Source organism: Verrucosispora sp. TAA-831, assembly GCF_050780145.1.
Lineage (GTDB): Bacteria > Actinomycetota > Actinomycetes > Mycobacteriales > Micromonosporaceae > Micromonospora.
Genome location: NZ_CP192240.1, coordinates 4,256,153 through 4,273,093 on the forward strand (window position 1 = coordinate 4,256,153; position 16,941 = coordinate 4,273,093).

Annotated in this window: 12 protein-coding genes; 3 read left to right on the forward strand and 9 right to left on the reverse strand. The window is 72.3% G+C overall.

Annotation, left to right across the window (positions count from 1 at the left end):
* Nucleotides 1-4 precede the first annotated feature (4 nt).
* Nucleotides 5-3,157, forward strand: a complete 3,153-nt coding sequence (locus tag ACQVFL_RS19070; RefSeq protein ID WP_431727204.1) for an FtsX-like permease family protein — start codon at nucleotides 5-7, stop codon at nucleotides 3,155-3,157.
* Nucleotides 3,154-5,901: an FtsX-like permease family protein gene (locus tag ACQVFL_RS19075; protein WP_431727205.1), complete on the forward strand. Its 2,748-nt coding sequence runs from the start codon at nucleotides 3,154-3,156 to the stop codon at nucleotides 5,899-5,901. Before ACQVFL_RS19070 ends, ACQVFL_RS19075 begins: the two co-directional genes overlap by 4 nt.
* A gap of 96 nt (nucleotides 5,902-5,997) precedes the next feature.
* Here ACQVFL_RS19075 and ACQVFL_RS19080 read toward each other — a convergent pair whose 3' ends face one another.
* From ACQVFL_RS19080 to ACQVFL_RS19120, 9 genes are all read right to left on the reverse strand, one after another.
* Nucleotides 5,998-7,350, reverse strand: a complete 1,353-nt coding sequence (locus tag ACQVFL_RS19080) for a cation:proton antiporter (RefSeq protein WP_431727206.1) — start codon at nucleotides 7,348-7,350, stop codon at nucleotides 5,998-6,000.
* 54 nt (nucleotides 7,351-7,404) lie between these two features.
* Nucleotides 7,405-8,793 (reverse strand): FAD-dependent oxidoreductase, encoded by a 1,389-nt coding sequence (locus ACQVFL_RS19085; RefSeq protein WP_431727207.1) that lies wholly within the window; start codon nucleotides 8,791-8,793, stop codon nucleotides 7,405-7,407.
* Between the two features lie 147 nt (nucleotides 8,794-8,940).
* On the reverse strand, nucleotides 8,941-9,483 hold the full coding sequence (locus tag ACQVFL_RS19090) for a copper resistance CopC family protein (RefSeq protein WP_431727208.1): 543 nt from the start codon (nucleotides 9,481-9,483) through the stop codon (nucleotides 8,941-8,943).
* Nucleotides 9,484-9,493: 10 nt separating this feature from the next.
* The gene (locus ACQVFL_RS19095; protein WP_396694245.1) at nucleotides 9,494-10,090 is read right to left on the reverse strand and encodes a hypothetical protein; all 597 of its coding nucleotides are present in this window, start codon (nucleotides 10,088-10,090) and stop codon (nucleotides 9,494-9,496) included.
* Between the two features lie 102 nt (nucleotides 10,091-10,192).
* Nucleotides 10,193-10,984 carry a YaaA family protein gene (locus tag ACQVFL_RS19100; RefSeq protein WP_431727209.1) on the reverse strand — a complete coding sequence of 264 codons (792 nt, stop codon included), beginning with the start codon at nucleotides 10,982-10,984 and terminating at the stop codon, nucleotides 10,193-10,195.
* Nucleotides 10,984-11,370, reverse strand: coding sequence for a DUF1801 domain-containing protein (locus tag ACQVFL_RS19105; protein WP_396694242.1), 387 nt, complete (start codon nucleotides 11,368-11,370; stop codon nucleotides 10,984-10,986). The genes ACQVFL_RS19100 and ACQVFL_RS19105 overlap by 1 nt, the downstream gene beginning before the upstream one ends.
* 141 nt (nucleotides 11,371-11,511) lie before the next feature.
* Entirely contained in the window at nucleotides 11,512-12,525 is a 1,014-nt protein-coding gene (locus ACQVFL_RS19110) for a hypothetical protein (RefSeq protein ID WP_396694240.1), read from the reverse strand.
* A gap of 104 nt (nucleotides 12,526-12,629) precedes the next feature.
* Nucleotides 12,630-14,195 (reverse strand): MFS transporter, encoded by a 1,566-nt coding sequence (locus ACQVFL_RS19115; RefSeq protein ID WP_396694238.1) that lies wholly within the window; start codon nucleotides 14,193-14,195, stop codon nucleotides 12,630-12,632.
* Nucleotides 14,196-14,236: 41 nt separating this feature from the next.
* The gene (locus ACQVFL_RS19120) at nucleotides 14,237-15,421 is read right to left on the reverse strand and encodes an epoxide hydrolase family protein (protein ID WP_396694236.1); all 1,185 of its coding nucleotides are present in this window, start codon (nucleotides 15,419-15,421) and stop codon (nucleotides 14,237-14,239) included.
* A 296-nt stretch (nucleotides 15,422-15,717) separates the two neighbouring features.
* Here ACQVFL_RS19120 and ACQVFL_RS19125 point away from each other — a divergent pair, with 296 nt between their 5' ends.
* Nucleotides 15,718-16,923 carry a pyridoxal phosphate-dependent aminotransferase gene (locus ACQVFL_RS19125; protein ID WP_431727210.1) on the forward strand — a complete coding sequence of 402 codons (1,206 nt, stop codon included), beginning with the start codon at nucleotides 15,718-15,720 and terminating at the stop codon, nucleotides 16,921-16,923.
* Nucleotides 16,924-16,941: the final 18 nt, after the last annotated feature.

Below are 16,941 nucleotides of genomic sequence, written 5' to 3' on the forward strand. Positions count from 1 at the left end.
GCCGATGCTGAGGCTGGTCAGCCGGCGTGCCCGCGCGCAGTGGCCGCTGCTGGCGGCCCTGATCGGGGTCGTCACGGTCGGTGCCACCCTGCTGGGCACCTGCACCCTGCTGAGCACCCGCACGGCCGCGCGGGCGGTGGAGGTGGCCATGGCCCGCGCGGATCCCGCCGACGTCGGCGTGACCGTCTACACCGGCACCGTCGAGGGCCCGGTCGCGCGGTCCGTCGCCGCCGACACCCGCACCGTGGTGGTCGCCGCGCTCGCCCCGTTCCCGGTGACCACCACCACGCGGGCGTCGACGGTGCTGCGGGCGCTGCCGCCCGCGCTCGCCCCGGGGACCACCGTCGGGCCCCAGGCGTACCTGTCGGGACTCGACGACCTGCCGACCCGCGTCGAGCTGGTCACCGGGCGCTGGCCGCGCGAGCGTGGTGACGCGGTGGTGCTGGAGTCCACCGCCCGCCTGCTCGGCCTCACCCTCGACCGTCGGGTACGCCTCGGCGCCGAGTTGGCCCACGATCCCGTCCCGGCCATCGACGTGACCGTCGTCGGGGTGGTCCGTCCGTTACCGGGCCGGGGCTGGGACCGCGACCCGCTGGCCGCGGCCGGCGCCGCCGTCGACTACCAGGACGGTCGTTTCCGGCAGCCGGTCAACGCCTACGGCCCGTTCCTGGTCGACCTCACCGACCTGCTCACCAGCGGCGCCACCGTGGACCGGATGGAGATCACCGCCCAGCCGGACCTGTCCCACGCCGACCGCCGCGACGTGCAGGCCGTGGCCGGGGCCGTGCGCAGCGCCGACCGTCGGCTGACCGGCACCCTCGGCGATCGTGTCCGGCTCGCCCGGGTCGCCTCCGACCTGCCGCTGACCCTGCGGACCGCCGACGACCAGCGGCGCGCCACCGGCGCCCTCGTGCTCGCCGTCGCCGCCCTCGGCGGTGTCCTGACCGCGACGGCGCTCGTGCTCGCCGGCCGGCTGACCGCCGGCATCCGCGCCGACGAGACCGCCCTGCGGACCGCTCTCGGCACCAGCCGCCGTCAACTCGCCGCCACCGCGACACTCGAGGCCGGGCTCGTCGCCGTCGTCGCCGTCGCGCTCGCGATACCGGCTTCGGCGGCCCTGCACGCCGGCCTGACCCACCTGCCGCCGCTGGACGGCGCCGGGCTGACCGCGCGGCCGAGCGTCACCGGCGCCCAGGTTGTGGCGATAGTCGGCGGTGCGCTGGTCCTCGCCGTGGTCCTCGTCGTCCTGGCGGTCCGGCCCGGCCCGGCACCCGGCGACCGCCGCACCCGCCGCGCGCTGCTGGCCCGATCCGGCGCCGACGTGCTGCTCGCGGTCCTCGCCGTCGCCGCATGGTGGCAGTTGTACGCCCAGCCCACCGCCGCCAGCCCCCGCGCCGACGCGGTCCGGGTGCTGGCACCGGCGCTGCTGCTCACCACCGGCGCCGCCCTGGCGCTGCGGGTGGTCCTGCCCGCACTGCGCGGGGCCGACCGGCTGGCGCACCGGGCCCGGGGGCTGGCGCCGACGCTGGCGGTCTCCGAGGCGGCCCGCCGCCCCCAGGCGGTCGCCGCCGGGCTCCTCGTCGGGTTGGCCTGCGCGGCGGCGACCTTCGGCCTCGCCCTCGACACCACCTGGCACCAGTCGCAGCGCGACCAGGCCGCGCTGTCGGTCGGCACCGACCTGGCGGTGTCCCTCAGCACGACGCCGGTGCCCGGCGACGGCGCGGACGTCGCCGCGGCCACCGCGGGGACGGTCAGTCCGGTCCTCGACCGTGGTACCGCCGTCGGTCAGTGGCTCGGCACCGCCGGCGACGCGCCGCGCCTGGTGGCCGTCGACACCACCCGCGCCGACGCACTGCTGCGCGGGCGGGTCGACGGCACCTGGACCGAGGTCGGCGCACGACTCGCCCCACCGACCCGCGTCACCGGTCTGCCCGTCGCCGCAGGTGCCCCGCTCGTGCTCAGCGGCACCGCGACCGGCGACGCCCCGCTCGCCGTCACGCCCCACCTGCTGCTGCAGGACGCCAGCGGCCTGCGCACACCCTGCACCGGCGCACCCGTGCCGCTCGACGGCCGGGAGCACCGGATGCCCACGTGCGCGAACGCCGACGGGCTGCACCTCGTCGCGGTGTCCCTGCCGGTCACGGCCGACCCCGAGGCCGCGGTCGGCAGTCGCACCGCCATCGCCGTCACCCTCACCGTGCCGTCCACCGGATCGGCGCCCGGATCGGAGTGGACCGCGACGTCCGCGCCGCCGGTGCCGACCAAGCTGCGCGATCCGACCGTCGTGCTCGCCGCCGGGTCGACGCAGACCGCGCTGCGGATGGCGGCGAGCGTCGACCTGGGCGGCGCGGACGCCGCCCGTACCCTGGTGGCCACCGCCTTCCCCGACCCCGGCCCGGTGCCGGTGGCCGTCTCCGCCCGCTTCGCCGACGCGGTCGGTGACGTCGGCAGCCGGCTCAGCGTCACGGTCGGCACCACGCCCGTCCCGATCGTCGTCACCGAGGTCGTGCCGACCGTGCCGTCCGCGCCCGGTGCCGTCGCCGTCCTGGCCGACCTGGACATGCTGTCCCGCGCCCGTGTCGTCACCGGCGATCTGACGTTCCCGGTCGACGCCTGGTGGGTCGGCCACCCCACCGGTTCCGGCGCCGTCGAGCGGGCCACCGCCCTGCACCTGGGCACCGTCGCGACCCGCGAGGCGGAGACCGCCCGGCTCACCGGCGGCCCGCTGCACGCCGCGCTGCCCGCCGCGCTGCGGCTCGTCGTCGCGGCCTCGGTCCTGCTGCTGGTCGCCGGTGTCGTCCTGCACGTGACCTGCGAGCTACAGGTCCGCGCCGTGGAGGTGGCGCGGCTGCGCGGCCTGGGAATGACCCGGCGCGGCATCCGGGCCGTGCTCGTCGGCCAGCACGGCGTCATCCTGCTGCCCCTGCTCGTGGCGGGCACGGTCGTCGGCGCGCTCGCCACCCGCCTCGTCACTCCCCTGCTCGTCCGCTCCGACACCGGCGCCGCGCCGATCCCGACCGCCCAGCCGCACTGGCCCTGGCCGACCGAGGCCGCGCTGCTCGCCGTCCTGCTGGCCGGCTGCCTGCTGGCGGTCGCCGCCGTGGTCGTCGTCCAAGTCCGTCGGGCCGACGCCGCGCACCTGCGGGTGGCGCCGTGAAGCGGTGGCCGACCCGCCGGTGGCCGGCGCCGCACTGGCCCAGCGTCCGGGGCCGGGCCCGGACCGACGCCGGGGCGCTGCTGCTCACCGCCGCCGTCGTCGCGGCCGTCGTGCTGCTCGCCGGGGCCGTCCCGGCGCTGCTCCGGAGCGCCGCCGACGACGCCGTCCAGGACACGGTCCGCCGCGCCGGCACCGGCGCCAACGTCCTCGTGCACGCCGACTGGGAACGCGACGACGGGCCGACCGGCGGACGGTTGCGGATATCCCGCCTCGCCGACGAGGTCGACGACTTCCGCACGCGGGCGGCCCACACGCTCGGCCCCGACCTGGACGACGCGCTGCTGCCGCCCATCGCCATCGTCCACGGCCCGATCCTGCGCATCACCGACGGCAACCTGCCGCGTACCTTCCAACTCAGCTATCTGGCCGATGAGCTCGGCGGCCCGGAGGTGACCTGGATCGCCGGCAGCGCACCCGGCCGCGCGATCGGCGAACAGTCCGTCGAGGTCCCCTACGACGGACCGCCCTGGCCGGTGCAGGTCGGTCTCTCCGAGGCCGACGCCGCCGCCCTCGACCTCGGCCCCGGCGACCGCATCCCGGCACAGGACGGACAGGGCGGCGAGAAGGACGTCCGGATCAGCGGGATCTACCGTCCCGTGGACAGCACCGACCCCGCCTGGCGACTCGCCCCGGCGTTGCTGCGCCCCGTGCCGGGCGCCGACGGCGTGGGCACCACCCGGTTCGGCGGTCTGCTGTCCCGTGAGTCGCTGCCGGACGCCCGGCTCGCCGTCGACCAGGACCAACTACGGCGCACCGTCCACTTCGCCCCCGAACCCGACGCGCTCACCTGGGATGCCACCGCCACGCTCGCCGGTCAGGTGGTCAAGCTCAAGGCGACCTCCGGCTCGTCAGCCGTACGCGACGGGTCGCTGAAGTGGGAGTCGCAGCTCGACACGGTCCTGCGCGACGCCCGTACCCAGATCAGCGCCGCGTTCACGCAGGCCGCCGTACTGCTCGCCGGAGTCCTGACCGCCACGGTGCTGGTCCTGCTGCTCGCCGCCGACCTGCTGGTGCGCCGCCGCACGCCCGCGCTGGCCGCCGCCCGGCAGCGCGGTGCGGCGCTGCCCGACCTCGGTGCGGAACTGCTCGTCGAGTCGACCGTGGTGTCCCTGTCGGCCGCCGCCGTCGGGCTGGTCCTCGCCCGCGCGGTCGCCCCGGGTGTCTGGTGGACCTGGACCGTTCCCGTGGTCCTGGCCGGTGCCGTCGCCGGGCCGGTGTTCGGCGTCCGCGCCGCTGCGGGCGCCGGCCGCGACCGGCGCCAACCGGCCGACCCGGCCGCGCGGCGTCGGATCCTGGCCACCGGCCGGCTGCGCCGCGCCGCCGTGGAGGCCACGGTGCTGATCGCCGCGGTCGCCGCGGTCGGCACCCTGCACCAGCGCGGACTCCTGCCCGTCGCCTCCGACGGCGGTGAGCTGAGCGGGGACCTGGTCCTCCCGATCAGTGCCGTCACGCTGGGCGTGCTCGCCGGCGCACTCGTCGTGCTGCGGCTGCTGCCCGTCGGAGCGAGGTTCGCGCTACGACGGGCCCTGCGCTCACGCCGCCCGCTGGCCGTGTTCGGCGCCGCCCGGGCAGCCACCACGGCCGGGCGCGCGCTGCCGCTGCTGGTGCTGGTCAGCGCCACCGCACTCGCGTCGTTCGCGCTCGTCGTCGGCAGCACCATCACCCGGGGTCTGGACGACGGCGCGTGGAGCACCGTCGGTGCCGACGCCCGCCTCGACGTCGGCACCGACGCCGAGGCCGCGACACCCGCACTCGCCGAGCGCATCGCTGCCGCACCCGGGGTGGGGCAGGTCGTCGTCGCGCGGGTGACCGACGCCGCGCCCGTCTTCACCGACGCGACCCTGCACACCCCACGCCTGGTCGTCGTTGACGCCGCCGCGTTCCAGCGTCTGCTGGCCACCACCCCACTGCCCGACGCGCCGGAGCTGGCCCGGCTCACCGCACCCGGTGCCGGGGAGGTGCCCGCGTTGGTCCGATCGCGCACCGGTGACCTGGGCACCGGTACGCGGTTGCAGCTCTCCCACGACGACGGCCCGGCGATCCGGCTGACCACGGTCGGTACTGCGCCGTCCGTCGGTGGCGCCGCCGACGTGGTCATCGTGGACGCCGAGGCGCTGGCCGCCGCGGGGCTGCCCGCCGTGCCCAACACGGTCTGGGTGACCGGCCCCGGCGCGGCGCGGGCCGTGTCGAATCCCGGCGTCGCCGCCGACGTCGTACTGCGCACGGAGGTGCGGCAGGCGCAGCGGGTGGCGCCGCTGACCGCCGGGACACTCCGGCTGGCGTGGACGGCCGCCGCGGTGTTGCTGGTGCTGGGGCTGCTCGGCCTCACACTCGCCGCCGCCGCCGGTGTGCAGGAGCGGTGGCAGACTCTCAGTCGGCTGCGGACCCTCGGCCTCCGGCCACGCGACGCCCGCTGGGTGGCCGCCGGAGAGCTGCTGCCGCCGGTCGTGGTCGCCGCGGTGTGCGGCCCGCTCCTCGGCGCGCTGCTCGCCTACCTGACGTTCGGTCCGCTCGCGCTGCGGCTGCTCACCGGTCAGGCCACCGCCCCGGCGACGGTGCTGCCGTGGTGGCTGCTCGGCCTGGTGGGTGTGGCGCTGGTGGTGGCGGCGGCCGTGGTCGTACCGGTCGAGGCGGCGCTGCGGCGACGCGACCGGCTCAGCGAGGTACTCCGCGCCGGTGCGTGACCCGCGTTCGCCGTCGCCGCGGCCCGCACGAGGACACGCCGACAGGAACGGACGCCGGGGGCATCGGCAGGTCCACCGGCAGGACGGGACCGCGAGCTACGGCTCGCCCTCGCCGACCACCGTTGCGTCCGGCCGGGCCGCGAGCATGTGTTCCCGGCGTGACTCGGCCTCGGTCTGCGCCACGCGGGTCATCGCCTGACGCAGGATCGGCGGGCCCATCACCGACGTCACCACCGCGATCAGCACGATCACGGTGTAGCTGGCGACGGAGAGCACTCCCAACCGCAGGCCGGTGGTCGCGATCACCACCTCCACCACGCCGCGGATGTTCATGCCGGCGCCCAACGCGATGCCCTCCCAGTGCGACAGCCGACCGGCGCGCGCCCCCAGATAGGCTCCGACGAACTTGCTCACGATCGCCACCAGCAGCAGGGCGGTCGCCGCGACCAGCACCGTCGGGTCGGCCAGTTCGGTCAGGTCCATGCGTAGTCCCGCGGTGGCCAGGAACAACGGGGCCAGGATGCTGAGCACCACCGTACGCAGGGGAACCAGATCCTTCAGCAGGGACCGGTCGGGTCGTGGATCCGCCGTCCGGGCGAGACCGATCAGCACGCCCCCGATGAACGCACCGAACAGGGCCTCCATCCGCAGCGAATGGGTGATCGCGGCGCACAGCAGGATGATGATCACCGCGGTCGTGCACCGTGGACCGCCGTCGCCGGCCCGGCCGGCCAGCGTGAGCACCCACCGCACCAGCGGCCGACCGATCAGGAGTGCCGCCACCAGGAAGAGAACCAGGTACACCAACGACAGCGTGACGGCGTCGGCGCGTACGCCGGTGGTGGCCGCGGCCGAGACCACCGACAACAGGAACCACCCGACGGCGTCGTCGACGGTCCCGGCGACCAGCGTGAGCTGGCCGATGTCGCGGTGCAACAGGCCCATGTCGGACAACGTCTTGGCGAGTACCGGGACCGCTGTCACACACATGGCCACGCCGAGGAACAGGGCGAAGATGCCTCGCTCGGTGCCCTCGGTGAGCAGTGCGGCGGGGACGAGGTAACCGGCGGCGATGCCCATCGCGAGCGGCAGCACCAGGCCCGCCAGACTGACCTGTACGCCGACGATGCCTCGCCTGCGCAACATGGCGAGGTCGAGTTGCGCACCGGTGACGCCGACCAGCAGGAGCACGCCGAGCTGGCCGACTGCGTCGACCAGGTGAAGCTGGCCGGCGTCCACGGGCAGCACCCGGGAGAGCAGACCGGGTGCGACCTCGCCCAGCAGGGACGGGCCGAGCAGCACACCGGTGAGCAACTCGCCGATCAACGCGGGCATGCCGCATCGGACGGCCAGCCGTCCCAGCGTGAACGCGACCGTCAGCAGCAGGCAGACCTGGAGCAGGAAGATCAGCAGTGAGTGCGGGTCGAGGCTGGGCACGGGGCTGACCATCGTGGTCCTCCGGGCGGTCAGGTCGCGTGACGTCTGCGGTACGGGCGTGCGTCGTCAGCGCGGCCGTTCGGCAGGCCCGGCGCACGGGGTCGCGTCGTGCCAGGACGGGCCGGGCTGGGGTCGGCGGACCGCGTGGCGCAGCACCCGACGCACCATCGCCGGGCGCATGAGGGCCTCCGGCGGGTCCATCAGGCCGGCGACCCGCATGAAGCCGTTGGTCACCTCGGGGTCCCGGGTCGCGGCGTACTGCAGACGTGCCATGTAGGCGTTGCCGATCCGCACCTTGAGGGTGCGCCGCCCCTCGACGCCGGGGAAGTCGAGATCGCCGCCGGCAGAGATGTCCCAGGGAGCATCGATGGCGCGAGCCAGGTCGGTGTAGAAGGCGTGCGGAGCGGGTGGCCGCCCCGCCCGCAGATGCGACCGCAGCGTCATCGCCTGGACGGCCGCCACACTCATGCCCTGTCCGTAGACCGGGTTGAAGCTGCAGAAGGCGTCGCCGACGACGAGCAGCCGGTCGGGAAAGCGCAGCAGCCGGTCGTAGCGGCGGCGGACACTGGCCGGGAATCGGAAGGAGACCGGGGCGTCGAGCGCCTCGGCGTCGCGGACCGCCTCGTACACGTCCGGCACCGGTAGGGAGCGGACGAACTCCAGGAACGCCTGCGGGTCCGTGGGCGGGTGGTCACCGAGGACTCCGGTCAGCGACAGGATGCAGACCTCCGGCGCGACCTGGCCGAAGAACGCCCCACGCGGGTGACGCGGGGAGGCCACCGGATTGATCGACTGCACCCCGTCGAACATGTCCGCCCGGGTGCGGTAGTGCCGGGTGGTGTAGGCCAGGCCCACCTTGACGCGTTCCTCCTCGGGTCGCTGGAACCCGAGTTCGTCCAGCCAGGCGGGGGTACGGGAACCACGACCGGTCGCGTCGACGACCAGGTCCGCGTCGATCACCTCCGCCTCGGCCGGGCCGGTGCGCCGAAGCACTCGTACGCCGACGATCTGCTCGTGGTCGTCGGTGGCGACCAGGCCGAGCACGTCGCACTCCTCGATCAGGCGTACGTTCGCGATGGCGGTCACCCGGTTGCGGACATGGTTCTCCAGGACGGGGCGCGGTGCGGTGACCGAGACCAGGCCGGTGCGGGCCGGTTGGATCCGCCGGCCGTTGAAGAACCACCGCATCTCCCCCAGGTCGCCGGTGGGGACACCGGCGGCCCTGAGTTCGTCGGTGAGGCCGGGGAAGAGTTCCTCCAGTATGAGATGTCCTCGCGCGTGCAGGCCGTGCGCGTGGACGGTGTGCGGTGCTCCCCGACGCGGAGTGCTCACGCCCAGCACCTGGTCGCGTTCCACGACGATGACCTCTGCGTACGATTCGGCCAGGACTCGGGCGGCGAGGAGGCCGCCCATGCTGCCACCGAGCACGACGGCACGGGCTCCGAGTTGCGTCATCGACATGTACCTCTTCCTGATGGCGGGCTCGACGGGTCGGGCGGCGCGCCGTGCCGACGAGTCGGCACGGCGCGGCTTCCGGGCTACCGCCAGCGTCGCCAGAGTCGCCGGCCGGGGCACCTCCGTGCGTGCGGCCCGGCCGGCGTTTCAGGAGCGGGTGGTTCCGGACCGCCGTCGGAACAGCAGCAGCAGGACGACGAGCAGTGCGACACCGTCGACGATCAGCAGCGCCGCCCCGATCGGGTCGACGCTGTGGGCGTGCGCGGTCGGTGGCGGATCGACCGACCCGTCGGTGGCACCGACGGTGAACCGGACGATGCCGGAGACCACGCGTCCGTCGAGGGACACGACGTGGTAGGCGACGGCGATCGCGGCCGGACCGTCGAGGGCGATGGCCTGACGCAGGCCGTCGTCGCCGTCCGGTCTGATCGCGCCGGTGTCGCGGCGGGACGACGCGCCGTCGTACACGCTGATGTGGGAGAGTTCCACGTCGGGTCGGGCCGAGACCCGGATCTGGACCGCCGTCGGCACCGTGGTCAGCACGGCACCGTCGGCGGGAGCGATCGAGATCACGGTCAGCGGCGAGTCGGCCGCTGACACGGACTCGATGTGGGCGGCGAGGGCGAGGAGTGCGACCAGCGCGGCCACGGCCGCGGCGGCGCCGGCGTAGATCCGAGCCGGGGTGGACATCAGCGGACGGCTAGTGACCCACGGCCGCGACGGGTGGCGAGGTGCGGCTCCGCCCGATGCCGGGTGCGCAGGTGCAGGCCATCTCCGCGCGCTCCGCGGCGTTGGGCCGCAGGTGCAGGTAGGCGGCGATGAGCATGGGGATGAACACGACCGAGTTGTAGAACAGGTGCAGTTCCACCCGGGGAACGACGAGTTGCAGCAGGCTGGTCGCGACGGTGGTGCCGGGGAAGCGGAAGGAGGTGTGCGCCTGGACGAGCAGCAACGCGTGCTCGATGTGGTGCCAGAACTGGAGGGCGAGGGCCACCGTCCACCAGGCCCTGGCCCGCCCGGTGAAACCGGGGCGCAGCAGGAAGAGGCCGACCAGCATCACGATGGCGTAGCCGTAGTGCAGCCACTCCGAACTGACCAACCAGGGAAACGGCATTCCCAGCACGCCGCGGGCTTCCGGTCGTGGCCATCCGAGCGCCCAGATCTGGTACGCCTGCACCAGGTGCTCGGCCCAGTGCGCGACCACGACGAGCATGTACAGAGTCAGGGCGGTGCGGTGGAAGCGGCCGTTGAGAGAGGACAGGAATCCGGTAGAAGCCCCGGCAGTGGTGACGGACATGGATCCTCCAGAGCGATGCCATGCAACTCTTTCGGACCACAGTAGACACCGCAAATGCGGAAGGTAACTCCCAGATTGCCGGGAGTGATCGATGGTGCGGGATCACCTCTGCTCGTGCAGGCGGACACTGAGTCCCTTGCCCTCGAACTCCTTACAGACGAACGCCGGTTCGCGGGGTCGGCTCAGCGCCGGGTCGTGGCGGTAACCGATCTCGGTGAACTCGGTGATCGCCTCGGGCTCGTCGACCCGATTGGTCAGCAGCCACCGGGCGAACGCCCCGCGGGCGATCTTGGCGTGCACCACCACGAACCGCGGCTCACCCGTCTTCGGGTGCACGGTCAGGAAACGCGGAGTGACGAACCGCTCCCGGGCGAGAAACCGCGTGACGGTCCGGTGGTACTCCGCCGCCGCGAGGTTCACCACCGCGCCCTGCGGAGGCAGGCATGCGGCGATCCGGTCACCCCAGAAGTCGTAGAGATCGGCGTAGCGGCGGTCGGGCAGCCGGTACCCCATCTCCAACCGGTACGGCCGTACCGCGTCGTGTGGCCGGAGGATCCCGTACAGCCCGGAGAGGATCCGTAACCGCTGGTCGGCGTAGGCCCGGTCGCCCTCGGAGAAGTCGCACGCACGAAGGCCGCTGTAGATGTCACCGGCGAAGCTGTCGATGGCCGGTGACTGCCGGTCGGGCTCGACACCCCAGTCGGCGAGCAGCGCACGGGTCTTGGTGGCCAGAGCCGGCGAGATCTCCATGACGGTGGCCAGTTGCTCGACCGACAGGGTTCTCAGGTGGTCGGCCAACTCCTCGGCCGACTCGCGCAGCATCGGTGTCGTCAGGGCGCGATTGTTCGACGGCGTCGCCCGCATCACCTTCGACGTGTGAATGAGGACGATCATCACTTCTCGATCAACTTGACCAACTGCTTGACGATCCGCTTGAGCTCCGCCTTCTTCGCCTTGGCGTCCTTCATGTCGTAGCAGTAGAGCATCCGGCGACCGTCGGCGTAGTCGCCCTCCAGTAGTTCACTCTCGATGTTGACCACCATCGGGTTGTGGAACACCAGGTGGACGCGCTCCTTCGACCACAGGTTGAAGGTCACCAGATACTCGCCCTGATAGGCGAAGGACGGCGCCTTCCACTTGATCTGCTCGACGATCTTGGGGTTGACCGACTTGATGCCCTCGCGCAACATCTCGACCTCGGCCTTGAACGGGTGGTCGAGGTTCTCCATGAACGCATCGACCTCGTCGGTCCGGTTAACGGTGTTGTCGACCTTGCCCACAATCGCCTCCGCATCGACGTCGATACCCGCGGTGAGCATACCGAAGTCGGCGCGTGACACCCGCGATGTCGGGACGACGTCGGACCGGTGGTGCGACGACCGCACTGTCGCCGCACCACCGGAGTTCGAATCGACCGGGAGTCAGCCCGCCGCCCGGTGCACGAAGCCCTCAAGCGTGGTGACCAGCTCCGACCGGTTCTCCCGGTGCCGCACGCAGTACTGGCTGGGATACCACCCACCGACCTGCCACGCCGCAGGCTGCTTGATCGGGAAACAGCCGCCGGCAGCCGCACCCGAGATCACGTTGCGGTACCAGTCGTAGGTCACCATCGGCTCATAGAACGTGAGACGGCCGCCGTAGGAGCCGTAGATGAAGGTGTGCGTGAAGGGCTCCCCGTTGATCTCCGGCCCGGTCAGGTCGATCAGGTGGTTGCCCATGCCGGGCTCGACCGCGCTGAAGTCGCTGTAGTCGGCCGGCAGATACTGCGGCGGCAGGGGTCGGCGACCCACCTCGAAATCCTCGCAGTCGACGAGCATCCCGCAGGGGCCCGGCCGGATGGCGAGACGCTCCTCGTCAGGGGTGAGATAGAAGTGCACGTCGAAGTGCGCCCGGTCGTAGATGTGCTCGGGCAGGTGCCCGGACGGGTTCCAGTTCGTCAGCACGTACTGGAACGGCGTGTCCACCTCCTCGCGGAACTCCTCGCTGAGCTGCAACGGGTATTCGTACCCGCCGGTGCACTCGGTGTGCGGATCGGTCTCGCCGTTCTGGTCCACGTCGTGGCACCAGCGGCCCTCGGTCGGCGGGTGGTCGGGCAACCCGTCCAACGCGTCCTCGGTCATCGCCATGCCGATCACGTGCGGCACCCCGTCCCGGGACTGGGTGAAGGCCCGGACGGTGCCGTTGCCCAGCGTCGCCGACTCCCCGTACACGGCACACACGCCGGCATAGGAGGAGGTACGGCGAAGCAGGGAGTTCGCCACCGACCTGGGCACCTTGGCGGTGAACTCGACGCCGCCGGTCGTGGAGTGCGCGACACAGACGTCGACCTGCCGCCAGCGGGCGGAGACCGGATTCGGTGTGATCACGATGACGAGGGCGAGCACGAGTACGGCTGCCGTAGCCGCAGCGGCGGTGCGGATTCTTCGACGCGGCATGACTACTTCCTCAGTTCGTCGGGCTCATCGCCCTGGGAGATGGGCTGGCGGGGTCCGGGACGGCGCCCGGACGGGCACGAGCCGGGGCGGCTCGTGGATCGGGGTCAGTGGGCCGGTGGGGCCTCGCCCGGCATCGGCATGCCGGGGTGTCCGGCCCCGGTCGGTGGCAGGCCCCGCAGTCGGGTGGCGAGCAGCAGCGCGACCGCCAGGAAGAGCACGAGGTTGATCAGGCTGGCGCCGTGCAGCGCCTGGGTGAAGGCCTCCCGCGCGGAGTCGAGCAACTGGGCCGCCAGCGGCTCCGGCAACGTCTCCGCCGCCACCACCGCGCCGACCAGGCTCTCCCCCGCCGGACCGGCGGCCGGGGCCGGTACCTCCGCCGGCACCTGCACCGCGGTGCCGTACACGGCTCCGGCGACGCTGCCGAGAATCGCCACGCCCAGCGCGACCCCGAGTTCCCCGCCGGTCGACGAGAGCGATCCGGCCGCGCCCGCCTTCTGCGGGGGAACCGAGGACATCAGCACCGCGTTGGCCAGGGTCGCGCTGGGGCTGCCTCCGAGGTACATGACGACCAGACCCACGAGGAGAGTGGCCAGGCCCCCGGTGGCGCTGACCTGGGTGACGATCACCGCGCCGACCGCCGCGAGGACCATGCCGCCGGCCAGGACGTAGGCGGGTCGCACCGAGCGGGCGACGGCCGGCCCCACATTGCCCCCGATGACCATCGCCGCGGCCGGGATGAGCATCCACAGTGCCACCTTGAGCGGGCTCAGCCCCTCCACGAGTTGCATGTAGAGGGTGGCCACCAGGCCGGTTCCGGCCGTGATGAAGCCGAACGCCAGCCCGAGCAGGACGACGGTGTTGACCACCGGGTCACGGAACAGCGCGAGGTCCAGCATGGGCTGTTCGAGGTGTCGCTGGCGATGCACGAACATCATGCCGAACGCGAGTCCGACCAGGATCGTGCCGCCGGAGGTCGGGCCCCAACCGGCGCGCGCGATCTCCTTGAGCCCGTAGACCACCGGCAGCAACGCGGCCAGTGAGAGCAGCGCGCTGAGCGGATCGAGCCGACCGGGCTGAGGATGCCGGGCCGCCGGCAGCAGACCCGGCCCGACCGCCAGCAGCAGGGCCATCACCGGTACGCCCAGCAGGAAGATCGAACCCCACCAGAAGTGGTCGAGCAGCAGGCCGCCGACCACCGGACCGAGGATCACCCCGAGCATGATGGCGGTACCCCAGATGCCCATGGCGGCGCCCATCTGGGCCGGATGCGGAAAGAGCTGGCTGATCAGGGCGAGCACGCAGGGCATCACCGTCGCCGCCGAGATGCCGAGCAGCGTGCGGGACACCAGCAGCATCTCGATCGAGGTCGAGTACGCTGCCAGCAGCGACGCGACCAGGAATCCGGCGGCGCCGCCGAGCAGCACGGTACGGTGCCCGACCCGGTCGCCGAGCGTACCCATCAGCACCAGGAACCCGGCGATCACGAAGCCGTAGATGTCGGTCACCCACAACTGTTGGGTGGCACTGGCCCCCAGGTCGGTGGCGAGCCTCGGGAGCGCGAGGATCAGGACGCTGATGTCCACCGTGGTGAGCAGCGTCGGCAGGCACAACACGGCGAGCGCGACCCACTCCCGGCGGCCCGCTCGGGCTCCCATGTCAACTGTCGTCACGTGGCGGTCCTTCTGTCTAGGTGAATGACGTGGACGCGATGTCAGGCGGCGTCGGCCAGTGACCGGAAGAATGCGCGGACGTCACCGACGAACAGCTCGGGCACCTCCATGGCGGGGAAGTGCCCGCCCCGGTCGAACTCCGTCCAGCGGGTGACGGTCGGGAAGTCACGGTCGGCGAGCCGGCGGATGGGGACGATGCAGTCCTGCGGGAACACGGCGACCCCGAGCGGCACGTTCAGTGGCTGCTCCCGATATCCGGAGAGCATCTCGCCGTGCGGGTCCTCGGTCGCCGCGCGCTGTTCCTCGGTGATCTCGCGGTACATCTGCGCCGACGAACCCGCGGTACCGGTCAGCCAGTAGATCATCACGTTGGTGAGCAGCAGGTCACGGTCGATGACCTGATCGGGCAGGTCGGCGTCGGTCCACTCCTTGAAGCGCTCGACGATCCACGCCAACTGGCCGGCCGGCGAGTCGTTCAGCGCGTACGAGACGGTCTGGGGACGCGTCGACAACAACTTGCGGTAGCCGGAGCCGTCGGCGTCGAAACTGGCCAACCGGCCCAGCCGTCCCAGGTCCTGCTCGCCGAGGCCGTCCAGCTCGGCGGGGTCCCCGGAGGGGAAGACGGTCAGCATGTTGCTGTGCACGCCGACGACGTGCTCGGGTGCCAGGCGACCCACGGCGAGGGAGATCGGAGAGCCGAAGTCCCCACCCTGGGCGCCGTATCGCTCGTAGCCCAGGCGGTGCATCAGCTCCACCCACGCCGCCGCCACCCGGTTCACCGTCCAGCCGGGCGCAGCCAGCGGACCGGAGAAGCCGAATCCCGGGATCGACGGCAGCACCAGGTGGAAGGCGTCCTCGGCGGAACCGCCGTACGCCACCGGGTCGGTCAGGGGGCCGACCACGTCGAGGAACTCCGCGATCGACCCCGGCCAGCCGTGCGTCATGATCAACGGCAGCGCGTCCGGCTCGGGCGAACGCACGTGTGCGAAGTGCACGGTCGCTCCGTCGATGACGGTGGTGAACTGTGGCAGCCGGTTGAGCCGGGACTCGGCCTGTCGCCAGTCGTAGCTGGTCAGCCAGTGCGCGACGAGCTCCTTGAGGTAGGACAGCGGCACCCCGCGCGACCAGCCCGTCTCGGGCAGATCCGGGGACCAACGGGTCTGCGCCAACCGACGCCGCAGGTCGTCGAGCTCGGACTGTCGGATGTTGATGGTGAATGGCTGCACGTCTGTTCTCCTCAGGATTGCCATCCGGGTGCGGATCAGACCGCGCGACCGGCGCGCCCGTCATCGCATCGGCCGTGACGTCGCCCATGACCGTGGCACCGGGCGCCGGGCCGCCGCACCTTCCGGATTGCGGCGAGGTCCGGCCGCACCTGCGGCTTTCAGCACTCCCGACGGCGACGACGAGCGCACGTACGGAGATGAACGCGCGCACCGACAGTTGGGATCGTGAGCCGCACGTCGCCTGCCGAGGCCAGCGCGGCGCGGCACGCCGGTCCGATCGAGGAGAGTGATCACGGGTGACCACCCCGTACCCCCCACCGCCGACGACGCGGAGCCCCCTGTCCAGCAGGACGAGGCACTTCGTCCTGCCACGCCAGTGGGCGTCCATGCGCCGGGCCGAGCAACTCGAACGGGAGACCGGCACCCGGGTCATCCACCTGGAGAAGGGCGACTTCCAGGGAGAGGAGTTCCGGCCCGCGCCGCACATCCTCGACGCCTGCGCCAGGGCGGTGCACGACGGACACGTGCGCTATGTGCCCGGGCCCGGGCTACCGGAACTGCGCGACGCCATCGCGGCGGAGGCGACGCGTCGGGGCCGGCCCACCGCGCGTGAGGAAGTGCTGGTGACGATGGGTGCCAAGCACGCGCTGACCCAGAGCCTGCTCACCCTCGTCGACAACGGGGACGAGGCGATCTTCCCCAATCCCGGGTATCCGCCGGACGAGTTCTGGATCACCTACGCCGGCGGTCGCGTGGTGTACGCACCGCTGGTCGAACCGGACTTCCACTTCGACCTCGACCACCTGGCACGGCTGATGAACACCCGCACCAAAGTGCTGATCATCAACTCTCCGCAGCGGCCCAACGGCATGACCGTGGACCGGCTCGCCGAGATCGGGGAACTGTGCCGGCGGCACGACGTGATGGTGATCTCCGACGAGATCTTCAGCCACATGGTGTACCCACCGGCACGGCACCACACGATCGCGGCGGTGGACGGGATGGCCGACCGGACGCTGCTGGTCGACACGTTCAGCAAGAGCTACATCATGACCGGGTTCCGGATCGGCTGGTGCGTGGCGAACCGGGACCTGATCACCGCGATGGACATCTTCCAGCAGAACTCGGTGACCAACGTACCGGCCTTCGTGCAGATGGCCGCCCTGGCCGCGTTGACCGGCCCGCAGGACCACGTAATCGCCACCCGTGACCGCCTACGCGTCAAGCGCGATCGGATGGTCGCCTCGCTGAACGCCCTGCCCGGCGTCACCTGCCCCGCGCCGGACGGGTCCTTCTACGTCTTCCCCGACATCCGGGGTACCGGCCTGACCGCACAGCAGTTCACCGACCTGCTCATCGACAGGTACGCGGTGGGAGTGGTCGCCGGCACGGCGTTCGGTGATCGGGGCGAGGGGCACGTACGGATCACCTACGCAGCACCGGACGAGATCCTCGACGAGGGGCTGAGCCGGATCCGCCAGGCCGTCGAGAACCTCGGCTGAGCGATGGACATCGGACGG